The organism is Paratissierella segnis, from assembly GCF_014385195.1.
Classification (GTDB): domain Bacteria; phylum Bacillota; class Clostridia; order Tissierellales; family Tissierellaceae; genus Paratissierella; species Paratissierella segnis.
The window spans coordinates 36,596-46,857 of the sequence record NZ_JACRTG010000019.1 but is presented as its reverse complement, the minus strand read 5'-3'; the positions used below and the strand labels follow the sequence as shown (position 1 = coordinate 46,857).

At 30.7% G+C, this 10,262-nt stretch carries 9 protein-coding genes; 7 read left to right on the top strand and 2 right to left on the bottom strand.

Going from position 1 to position 10,262, the window contains the following annotated elements; all coding sequences use genetic code 11:
* Positions 1-109: 109 nt before the first annotated feature.
* Positions 110-1,315 (bottom strand): alanyl-tRNA editing protein, encoded by a 1,206-nt coding sequence (locus tag H8707_RS09205; RefSeq protein ID WP_262429856.1) that lies wholly within the window; start codon positions 1,313-1,315, stop codon positions 110-112.
* Between the two features lie 118 nt (positions 1,316-1,433).
* Between H8707_RS09205 and H8707_RS09200 the strand changes: the two genes are divergently transcribed.
* Both H8707_RS09200 and holA read left to right on the top strand, forming a co-directional pair.
* Positions 1,434-3,815, top strand: coding sequence for a DNA internalization-related competence protein ComEC/Rec2 (locus tag H8707_RS09200; RefSeq protein ID WP_262429855.1), 2,382 nt, complete (start codon positions 1,434-1,436; stop codon positions 3,813-3,815).
* The gene (gene holA / locus H8707_RS09195; RefSeq protein ID WP_262429854.1) at positions 3,802-4,833 is read left to right on the top strand and encodes a DNA polymerase III subunit delta; all 1,032 of its coding nucleotides are present in this window, start codon (positions 3,802-3,804) and stop codon (positions 4,831-4,833) included. The genes H8707_RS09200 and holA overlap by 14 nt, the downstream gene beginning before the upstream one ends.
* A gap of 41 nt (positions 4,834-4,874) precedes the next feature.
* On the opposite strand, the gene rpsT is transcribed toward holA, so the two are convergent.
* A complete protein-coding gene (gene rpsT / locus H8707_RS09190) occupies positions 4,875-5,138 on the bottom strand; it encodes a 30S ribosomal protein S20 (RefSeq protein WP_262429853.1) in 264 nt (87 codons plus the stop codon).
* Positions 5,139-5,258: 120 nt separating this feature from the next.
* Between rpsT and gpr the strand changes: the two genes are divergently transcribed.
* From gpr to lepA, 5 genes are all read left to right on the top strand, one after another.
* Positions 5,259-6,230 carry a GPR endopeptidase gene (gpr, locus tag H8707_RS09185; RefSeq protein ID WP_262429852.1) on the top strand — a complete coding sequence of 324 codons (972 nt, stop codon included), beginning with the start codon at positions 5,259-5,261 and terminating at the stop codon, positions 6,228-6,230.
* A gap of 186 nt (positions 6,231-6,416) precedes the next feature.
* Positions 6,417-7,457, top strand: coding sequence for a stage II sporulation protein P (gene spoIIP, locus H8707_RS09180; protein WP_262429851.1), 1,041 nt, complete (start codon positions 6,417-6,419; stop codon positions 7,455-7,457).
* A gap of 63 nt (positions 7,458-7,520) precedes the next feature.
* Positions 7,521-8,069, top strand: a complete 549-nt coding sequence (gene lepB, locus H8707_RS09175) for a signal peptidase I (RefSeq protein ID WP_262429850.1) — start codon at positions 7,521-7,523, stop codon at positions 8,067-8,069.
* Positions 8,070-8,125: 56 nt separating this feature from the next.
* Positions 8,126-8,362, top strand: coding sequence for a hypothetical protein (locus H8707_RS09170; protein ID WP_262429849.1), 237 nt, complete (start codon positions 8,126-8,128; stop codon positions 8,360-8,362).
* Between the two features lie 88 nt (positions 8,363-8,450).
* Positions 8,451-10,262 carry a translation elongation factor 4 gene (lepA, locus tag H8707_RS09165; RefSeq protein ID WP_262429848.1) on the top strand — a complete coding sequence of 604 codons (1,812 nt, stop codon included), beginning with the start codon at positions 8,451-8,453 and terminating at the stop codon, positions 10,260-10,262.

Below are 10,262 nucleotides of genomic sequence, written 5' to 3'. Positions count from 1 at the left end.
GGTACAATATACTTAATCAAACGACCTTTGAAAGAGTCGGTTTTAATATTATATTACTTTGTATTCTTTTACCAATTATTAATTAAAGAATGAGAATACACAAAATTATTTACACTGCCAATTCATTCACGAATTCTTTATAGAATAAGTTGGTAGCATTTTCAATATCATCTACTTCTATTGCTCCTTGTATGGAATTGGGATTTCCTCCTCCTTTAATGTTTACTTTAGACGAAACATCTTTGTAAGTATCCAATAGATTTATATTTACATCTTTTGTTTTGGTAATATAAAATTGTCCTTTATCTTGACTTTTTAAACCATAGATTTGAACCAGATTTTTATTGTTGTTGTTTAAGTAAGATGATATAAAGCTTACCTCCAAAAGGCTTGTATTTTCCAATATTTTTACAATAAAATTCACTTTTTCATTTTGCTTAGCGGATTTTAAAAACTCATCACCTTTTATTTTATTTAAATCTTCTCTCAATTCCCTTGTTTCCTTTTCTAAAGCATTTTTATCATCATACAGCTTTTTGACCTTGGTCAATAGGTCCTTATCCAAAGACGATAGCATTAGACTTAAAGTTTTGATATATTTATTTTTCCAAGTATAGTCCTTTAAGGCTCTATTTCCGCAAAGAAACTCTACTCTTATATTACCCTTATATTTTTCCCATTTTCGGATTTTTATCATGCCGAGTTCACCTGTGCTTTTAAGGTGGGTCCCTCCACATGGAGAATAATCAAATCCATCTATTTCAACAATTCTTATATTTTTCGTTACAGTAGGCATCTTTCTTAAAGGCAATTTTTTCAATCTCTCTTGACTGGGAAAATATGATTTTATATTGAAATTAGACCAGATAATTTTATTGGCCATTATTTCTATTTTTTCTGCATCTTCTTCTGTTAATTCACTCATTGTGACATCTATGGTAACATAATCATGCCCCACATGAAAACCCACAGTTTGAGCATCGAAAAGGCGGTAGAAACATGAAGACAATAAATGCTGTCCGGTATGTTGCTGCATCATATCCAATCGATTGTCAAAATCTATTGATATTTGCACCTTATTTTCTTTGATATCTTGCTTAAGGACATGTATTATATCATCATTTTCTTCGTAGGATTCAAGGACTTCTATACCATTTATAGTTCCTTGGTCTCCGGGTTGACCTCCTGAAAGATGAGGGTAAAAAATAGTCTTATCCAATTTAATATGATATGTATTGTCCTTTTTCTTTTTATCTATGATAAAAGCATCTAATTCTTTTAAATATGGGTTGTCCATATATACTTTTTTAGTCAAAAATAAACACCTTCCTTAATATTAGTCATATTAATCTATTGCAATATGTTATAATCAAAATAACTTAAGTATAATTATATATTACAAAAATAACTAACTTTCGTCTAGGGAGAATTTTATGGACAAGCCATTTGTAAAATTGACATTTTTATTAATCATAGGGATATTATTAGCATTCTGTTTTGATATAAGCATAGAGTTTATAAGCCTTTTGTTAGGAATTATTGTATTTATTTTCATCACCAATGTGATGAAAAATAGAGATAACAATATAATTATTATTTTTGTGTTTATATTTCTTGGGCTGTTTATCACTAGTATAAATAAAAACAGCAGCTTGGAGTCCCTAATAGATCAGAGGGTTGACTTTATTGGCAGGGTGTCAAAAGTTGTTTATTCAGATGAAAACAAAGGGAAGTATATGGTAGATATTGTTGAAGCGGATAACCATAGAGTAAAAGAAAAGATTATGCTAAACATAGTGGATGGTGGGATATTGGAATTAGGGGATTGTGTTGAGTTCAACGGTGTGTTGAAGTTTCCTAAGGAAAATACAAATCCAAAATTGTTCAATTACAGATTAAATTTATTGACTCATAAGATATATACGACAATGTCAATTAAAGGCTATTCAATAACTGGAATACAAAGAGAAAATAAACCCATTAGGTATAGAGTAACTCAAAAATTTACTGATGACATAAATGGACTTTTCAATAAATATTTAAATCCCCAAAATAGCGGTTTAATATCAAGTATTATCTTAGGGAATTCTAATTTTTTAGATGAGGAGGAGTTAACTCTTTATAGGGATTTGGGATTAGCGCATATACTTGCAGTTTCAGGTTTACATATAGGGATAATATCAGGGTGTTTGATTTTTGTATTTTCAAGACTTGGAATAAAGAGAAAATACAATTATGTCATAACTTTAAGTATAATATGGTTTTATGCAATTTTGATTGGATATTCTCCGTCTACCCTAAGAGCATGCCTGATGTTTAGCATTTTATTTTTATCCGATTTAGTTCATGAGCCTTATGATTCCTTAAATACAATTTTTATTTCCATGTTTATTCTTTTAATTTTCAATCCATTTTGGATATTTAGTGTGAGTTTTCAATTGTCATATATAGCAACTATTTCGATTATTTTAATCAAGCCCAAGATAACTCAATGCCTTTATCCATATAAAGGGAAACTTATCAACTCACTATCCTCGGTTGTAGCTGTAAATATTGGATTACTTCCAATCAATGCATATTATTTTAATACATTGCCTCTACTGGGAATTATAGCGAATTTAATTTCTATTCCAATTTTATCTATAGCTCTTATTGTTGGGATGTTTATGGTAACTTTTAATTATTTGTTTCCTTTTATAATTTCTATTTTGGGTATCGTTTTAAATTTATTACTTAATATAAATTCAATGATAATAAATTTTTTAGGAGATTTTCCTTTTATAAAATTAAATATTTTTTCGCCGGATATTATTACTATTCTTATCTATTATTTTTTATTAAGTATTATCTTGGGACTTATAAAATTTAATAGAATGGAAATGAAGATTAAAAAATTTATATTCTGTTATTTATTGATAACTGTTCTAATCACAACAATCAGATTCAATATAGATGATAGCATAGAAGTGGATTTTATAGATGTAGGGCAAGGAGACAGTATTCTGATACATACAAAGACTTCAAACTATTTGATTGATACAGGGGGGTCATTCAATGAAGATTTTGATATAGGTAAAAATATTACCATGCCTTATCTGTTGAAAAATGGGTTTAATAGATTGGACGGTATAATAATAACTCATTTTGATGCCGATCATTGTAAAGGGCTTGACGCAGTAGTCGAAAATATAAGGGTTAAATCCATTTTTGCAAGTTATATACCCGAAGATAATAGATATAAATTGAATATAATTGCTGACAATAACAAAATTGTTTTAGATAAAAATACAATCCTTGATATAATATGGCCTAAAGATTCTATGGACATAGACCATTTAAGTGCCAACGACAAATCTTTGGTAATGATATTATCTTATTTTAATCATGAGATTTTATTTACCGGAGATATAGAAAAAGAAGTGGAAAACCTACTGCTTGATTCTTTATATCCGGTTGATATACTCAAAGTAGCACATCATGGAAGCAAAACATCATCTACAGAAGATTTTATAAATAAAATTAGACCCAAATATAGTATAATATCCGTTGGGAGAAACAATTTTTATAATCATCCAAATTTAGAAGTGGTTGAGAGGTTATCGGATAGTGATTCAATTATCTATAGAACGGATGAAATGGGACAAATAAAGATTATTTTGGATAGAGATGGGATTGATATTATCCCTTATGTAAGGGATAGGAGCATGGATGAACTTTTTAATTTATCCATATATTTATTATTTTTACTTATCTCTTTTGTGAGCATAAAGAGTTTAAACGTAGGAAAGGAGTGTTTAAGGCTTGAATTATACTGAATTTAAAGAGCTTATTAAAGAAGATAAATTAGAGAACGCCTATTTATTTGTAGGAGAAGAAGATTATCTAATGAATGAATGTATTTCTACCTTAAAAAACAAATATATATTAGGCTCATGGGAAGAGCTGAATTTCACAGTTTTAGATGGTGATAATGCAAATTTTGATACTTTGATAAATGCATGTGAAACATTGCCATTCATGAGTGATAAAAAGATTATTATACTTAAAAGCGTAAATCCTTTTATTGCAAAGGAGGAATTGATTTTAAAGGATGAAATATATAAGTATTTGGATTCTCTCGGCGACCATATTTGTTTAATCCTGATGGATGATTTAAATGAATTGAAAAAGAATACTAAAATATATAGATTTTTTAAGAAAAAAGACTGTGTTGTGGAATTTTCAAAACTAAAGGGCAAATATTTAAATTCTTGGGTGGAAAGTCAATTGAAGCAATATAATAAGAAGATGTCATTTTCAAATATAAATTATTTTTTACAAAATAGCTGTTATTTAAGTAAAAATATCCATTCAGATCTATATGATTTAGAGAATGAATTGAAAAAGCTGATGGATTTTACTAGCGGAAGTGAAATAAATAAAGCTGATATAGATTTTCTATTGATAAAACCATTGGACAATAATATATTTGATTTGTTGTCTCAATTAAGCAAAGGGGATATAAATAACTCATTGAAAATATTTAATGAGATATATTTATCCAATGAACCCATTCAAAAGATATTGTTTATGATTACAAGGCAAATACGGCTATTATTGAATTATAAATTGTACAAAGATGAAGGATGTAATGATGAATATATCCAAGGGAAACTTCAAATAAAATCCTATGAATTTGGTAAAATAGCTTCAAGTTCAAAAAATTATGAAATAGAGGATCTGGAAAATTCCTTAAATTCAATATTGGAAGTGGATAGAAGAATAAAAACTACAAGTACTAATGATAAAATAGAGATGGAGATGCTTTTAGTTAAATTAGCAAAAAAGAAATAAAACTTCGGTGTGTCCGAAGTTTTTTTAAAAGGAGAAACCTATTACATAGCCTGATTCAATTTTTTTGTCAATCTACTTACTTTTCTTGAAACAGCATTTTTATGAATTGTGTTTCTTTGAGCCGCTCTCTTTAGTTTTTTATCAATTACATTAAGCAACACTTTTGCCTCATCTAAATTTCCGTTTGCAACAGCGTCATCAAATCTTTTTATATATGTTTTAATTTCTGATTTTCTACTTTTATTTAAAGCAGTTCTTTTTTCGGTAACTAGGATTCTCTTTTCAGCGGACTTAATATTTGCCAACAATTTCACCTCCTATAATCTAACAAAAATTATTATACTATTAAGTTTTACAAATTGCAAGGATAAATAAGCTCTTTATGGTTAAAAATATTACAAACTAACAATGAAAGGAGAATATAATTGTATCATATTTATACGGATTTAGCCATAGAAAGCAAGGAATTATACGGTGGAAAGGACGTTGAAGTAGAAGGTGTTTCCGTAACGACTGAGACGATGAACAACTACTCTATAACCAGAGTTAAGGTAAGCGATGAGAAAGGTGCACAATCGATTAGGAAACCCATTGGAAACTATATAACAATAGATGTACCTGATTTAAACAATTCAGATGAGGATTTAAAAGATGAAATAAGCAAAGTGTTAGGGAAGGAAATAAAAAATTTTGGGTTAAACAATTCCCATTCAAAGATATTGATTATAGGATTGGGAAATTGGAATATAACTCCTGATGCACTGGGGCCTAAAGTGGTGGACAGAGTATTGGTGACCAGACAGTTTTTTGTAAATTATCAAAAAGACTTTGATGAGGATATGGCAAATGTAGCGGCTATGGCACCCGGAGTTATGGGCATAACAGGGATTGAAAGCTTTGATATAATCAAAGGTGTGGTAGATAAGATAAAACCGGATCTGCTTATAGCAGTAGATGCCCTTGCTTCCAGAAAAATGGATAGAGTAAGTACAACTATCCAATTGTCAGATACAGGCATATCTCCCGGCGGCGGAGTTGGCAACAAAAGAATGACTCTCAATATAAGCACATTGGGTATTCCTGTTTTAGCTATTGGGATTCCTACAGTAGTAAATGCAGCAACTATTGTCAATGATACTTTAGATTTAATAATTTCATCGATGAAAGAGGAAGCGGAAATGGGAAAGGAATTTTATAATATTCTTGAACAATTGTCGGGAGAAGACAAATATTCTTTGATAGAAGAGGTCTTAAATCCCTATATGAAAAACACAATAGTTACACCAAAGGATATTGATGATGTAATTGATGATTTGTCTATTATCGTAGCAAATGGGCTTAATATAGCATTACACCCGGGCATCGACATAAAAGATGTAAATAGATATATAAGATAGAGTTATGGGAATTCACAATGCACAATGCATACCAACTCAGTGAAATTTCACAAAGCATAAAGCTTTGGAAATTTCTACTGCTTGGCACACGGCAATGTACAATAGATACATAACTTAAAAATCTTGTTATAAGATAAACATCCCTTGAATATAAATTGGTTAAGATATATTTTAGGGAGTGTTTACATGAGGAGAAAAAGAAGATATAGAAAAGGAAGATATAGAAAAGTCGTAAGGAGAAAAAAAAGAGGAGACATAATTTTAATTGTACTATCATTATTGATATTTTTAAATATAAGTCTATTAACTATTAATTATTTTCGTGGAAAGAACGATAAAGAAATTGTTAATATTTTTTTTGATTTCTTTAACTTTAAAGGGGGAAAAGATGATTCAGCGGATAGAAATTCTAATTTGAATGAGACAAATCTTGAAGGAGATATAGAGGATGAAGATGAATTCAATAAATATGAAGAATCATTAATAATAGACAAATTGGATGAATATGAGAGCCTAATCATTATTAAAGATTCACATGGGATAAGCTCTATTGAAAATATACCTAAGCCTTTGAATATCAACAAAATTAAATTAGACAAAGCTAAAGATTATATTTTGATGTATCATACTCATTCAACAGAATCTTATCTTACAGAGGATCCGAATGTTTATTACAATTCAGACCCAAATAAAAGCGTAGTAAGCGTAGGTAGGACTTTGGCAACTGTCCTTAAGGCAAATGGACATAAAGTAGACCATGTAGAGACAGCACATGATAATCCTTCTCTTTCAGGATCTTACTCCCGCTCCTTAAATACAATAAATAAGAAAAAAGAAGAAAACTCTAATTTTAAAATTCTATTTGATATTCACAGAGATGGAGTAGAGAACAACGCTTCATATAAGGATAAGTTTCTTCAAAAAGCAAAAATAGATATAAATGGCGTAAGTACCGCTACTTTTTCATTAGTAGTCGGTCCTGACGCAGCTAATTATGAAAAGGTCTTAAATTTCGCAAAATATATAAAGGCTGTATCCGATACGATATATCCTAATCTATGTACCGGAATAATTGTCAAACCTACAGGTAGGTACAATCTATATACTTCCGATTATTCAGCGCTAATCGAAATGGGCAGCAATCTAGTAACATTAGAAGAGGCAAATGAAAGTGCAAAATTAGTTGGTGAAATATTGAGCCTCGTAATAGACAGCATTATAGAATAAACTTTAAATTTGGAATTAATAGTGATATAATCTTATTATGTCTTGTTAGGGGGTTATATTTAATTGGAAAACAATGATGATAAAAAAAATAAAAATGAAACGATAGAATGGATAAAAAGCATAGTAACAGCCGTAATAATTGCAGTTTTAATAAAAACTTTTGTTTTTAATACAACTTATGTGTTGGGGTATTCTATGTATCCAACATTACATGAAAGAGATAGATTATTTTCCTTAAAAGTTCCTCTATATTTTAGTGGACCGGATAGAGGAGATGTGATTGTCTTAAAGGCTCCGGACAATACAAACAAAGACTATATTAAAAGGGTCATAGGGGTTGCTGGAGATGAAGTTGAAATAATTGATGGGAAAGTTTATTTAAATGATCAAATTTTAGAAGAGGACTATATAGACGGAGACGCATTTACGCATACCTATAATGAAAGCTCATGGATAGTTCCAGTGGGTGAAGTCTTTGTTTTGGGAGACAATAGGGAGGAAGGAGCCAGTAAGGATAGCAGATACTTTGGATGTGTTTCTGTTAAGTCGATCAAAGGCATAACAGGATTTAGATATTTTCCTTTTGACGATAGATTTGGCAAGATATATTAGAATAAAATTTTAAAATTGTGTCAACCCTATGAATGGTGATCAATATGGGTGTACGCATGGAAAAATATAAGGAAAGAAAGAAAGTTAAATTTATCAATTTATTAAAATTTAATTCGATATTTCTATTATTTTGCTTAATGATTTTGTTTTTATTTACGGTAAATGAAACTATTATAGCTTTAAATTGTATGGAAAATCCAAATTTATTATCATTTGATTTGCAAAACAATGTACTAAATGTAATGGGCAAATCCTATTATTTAAATTTAAGTTTAATATCTAATTTATTTTAAAGACCAGTTTTTCTGGTCTTTTGTTTTACATAATAGTCTTAATTTGCTATAATTATCTAGAATATGGTGTGTTTTAAGGAGGAAAAATATGCAGGATTTCATACAAAATAGAATTAGAAATTTTTCGATTATAGCTCATATAGATCACGGGAAATCAACCTTAGCAGATAGGTTGATTGAAAAAACTGGAATGTTGGCTTCCAGAGAGATTAAATCTCAGGTTTTAGACAATATGGAATTGGAAAGGGAAAGAGGTATTACCATCAAGCTTAAAGCAGTTAGGTTGGTTTATAAGGCTAAAGATGGAAATGAATATATACTGAATTTAATAGATACCCCGGGGCATGTTGACTTTAATTATGAAGTATCAAGGTCATTAGCAGCATGTGAAGGAGCTGTATTGGTAGTGGATTCTACCCAAGGTATAGAGGCACAAACTTTAGCGAATGTATATCTGGCTTTGGAACAAGATTTGGAGATTCTTCCCGTCATAAATAAAATTGATTTGCCCAGTGCCAGACCTGATGAAGTTAAAAAAGAAATCGAAGAAATAATTGGCATTGACTGTGAAAATGCACCTTTGATATCTGCAAAAGAAGGTATAAATATAGATGATGTACTTGAGGATATAATACAAAATGTACCTGCACCTATAGGAGATCCCAATGCACCTTTGAAAGCTTTGATATTTGATTCATACTATGACAGCTATAAAGGAGTCGTATGTTATATAAGGGTATTTGAGGGGGTTATTAAACCCGGCATGATTATAAGGATGGTATCCACCGGAAAAACCTTTGAAGTAACAGAAGTAGGGATTAACACCAACAGACATATTCCCTTTGAAAGTTTGGGAGCGGGTGAAGTCGGGTATGTAACTGCCAGTATAAAAAATGTAAAAGAAGCTAGAGTTGGGGATACTATTACAGATGACGACAATCCCACAGATGAGCCTCTTCCGGGATATAAAAAGGTTATACCTATGGTATATTGTGGAATTTATCCTGCAGAAGGTGAGGATTTCAATTCCGTTAGAGAGGCTTTAGAAAAGTTGCAAGTAAATGATGCATCGTTTGTATTTGAGCCCGAGACTTCAGTAGCATTGGGGTTTGGATTCAGATGTGGTTTTCTGGGACTGCTCCATATGGAGATTACTCAAGAGAGATTGGAAAGAGAATTCGATTTAAACATCATAACCACAGCTCCCAGTGTTATATATAGGGTTACCAAGACCAGCGGAGAAGTATTGGAAATTCAAAATCCTACAAATTTACCCGACAGTTCGGAAATTAGTTTTATTGAAGAGCCGATTGTAAGTGCTTCAATCATGACACCTACAGAATATGTAGGTGCGATTATGGAATTATGTCAGAATAAAAGAGGCACATTTTTAAATATGGAATATTTAGAGGAAAAACGTGTTGTTCTTCATTATGATATGCCGTTAAATGAAGTAATCTATGATTTCTTTGATGCATTAAAATCTAAGACAAGAGGCTATGCATCCTTGGATTACGAGCTAAAGGGATATAAGGAGTCTAGATTAGTAAAATTGGATATATTGATAAATGGTGAATTGGTAGATGCTTTTTCTTTGATTGTGCATGAAGATAAGGCATATGAAAGAGGAAGAAGAATAGCGGAGCGCCTTGTTGACGTAATTCCAAGGCATCAGTTTGCGGTTCCTATACAAGCAGCCATTGGCTCTAAAATAATTGCAAGGGAAACTATAAGGGCTTTAAGAAAAGACGTGTTGGCTAAATGTTATGGCGGAGATATATCAAGAAAGAAAAAACTATTAGAAAAACAAAAAGAAGGCAAAAAAAGAATGAGACAAATTGGTTCTGTAGATGTTCCCAATGAGGCATTTTTAACTGTCCTTAAGTATGACGAAAAGTAA